The organism is Bartonella callosciuri, assembly GCF_014203215.1.
Classification (GTDB): domain Bacteria; phylum Pseudomonadota; class Alphaproteobacteria; order Rhizobiales; family Rhizobiaceae; genus Bartonella; species Bartonella callosciuri.
Window position 1 is genome coordinate 1 of the sequence record NZ_JACHIM010000032.1, and the last position, 1,172, is coordinate 1,172.

Annotated in this window: 1 pseudogene; it reads left to right on the forward strand. The window is 51.4% G+C overall.

The annotated features are described in order from the left end of the window. Window positions 1-1,172: pseudogene (locus HNQ69_RS07595) on the forward strand (hypothetical protein); the annotation flags it as partial.

The following is a 1,172-nucleotide window of genomic DNA, read 5'->3' on the forward strand; positions in this document are numbered from 1 at the left end:
AGCGGTCAACCCCAACAGCTTCCTGAGCATGGTGAAGCTTTAACGGTTTTGGATGTCTCTGATTTAACAGGAAATGGTCCCATTTCCGTAAGGCTAGGTAGCTATGGTGAAGGAGGAGTTGGTAGAGATGCTCTTACTGACCCCGTTGTCATAGCTGAAGCGGCTTTGCCAGGGGGTCCCGCTCCTGCTTTGGGATCAAAAGCGGCGTATGACGGAAATCATTGGGGGAATGGAGGAGGTAGTTGGTCAGTAGCTATGGGCCAGAACTCGGTATCTGCGGTAGATGCGGTTGCTGTTGGTGCGGCATCAACTGCATCTGGTGAGCAAAGTCTTGCTGTAGGTTATAGGAGCTCTTCTAAGGGGTGTCTGCGCAAAGAGTCTGAGTACGCGGTGTGTGGAGCGATTGCTGTTGGTACCGATTCTGTGGCAGAGGGAAAAGGGGCTCTTGCTGTTGGTTTCTGGGCGCAGGCTGACGTAGCCGGAGCTGTTGCTTTGGGCTATAAGGCTAAGGCGTTAGAGGATGGTGGAGTAGCTATTGGTTACCTGGCGCAGGCTACCGCACCCTCAGCTATAGCTTTGGGCCATGATGCTAAGGCGTTAAAGGATGGTGGAGTAGCTATTGGTAGCGGGGCGAGTGTTGAAGCAACTTGGTCTATAGCTTTGGGCAATGATGCTAAGGCGCTAAAGGATGGTGGCATAGCTATTGGTAAGGAGGCGAGTGGTGACGGAGCTTTTTCTATAGCTTTGGGCAATAAGGCTCAGGCGTTACAGGCTGGTGGAGTAGCTATTGGTAAGGGGGCAGTTTCGAGCTCGGTTGGTGGTGTCGCTCTAGGGAGCGAGTCTGTTGCGAGCAGGGCTTCTGGTGTGGCTGGTTATGATCCTGCACAGAATGCTGCGTCGACAGCAAGTGGAGCGGCATGGACAAGTGGTTTAGGCGCTTTGAGTGTTGGGAATGTTGCGAGCGGCCAAACGCGGCAAATTACTGGAGTGGCAGCAGGAAGTGAAGATACAGATGCAGTCAATGTTGCGCAGCTAAAAGCTTTGGAAAAATTGGTGAGAGGAGAGTGGGAACTTTCCGTTAATGGTGAAAACGAAACAGCTGTTGGAGCGGGGAGTATCGTCGATTTTGTTGCAAAAAATGATAATCTCACGATTGAAAAAGACAATAATAA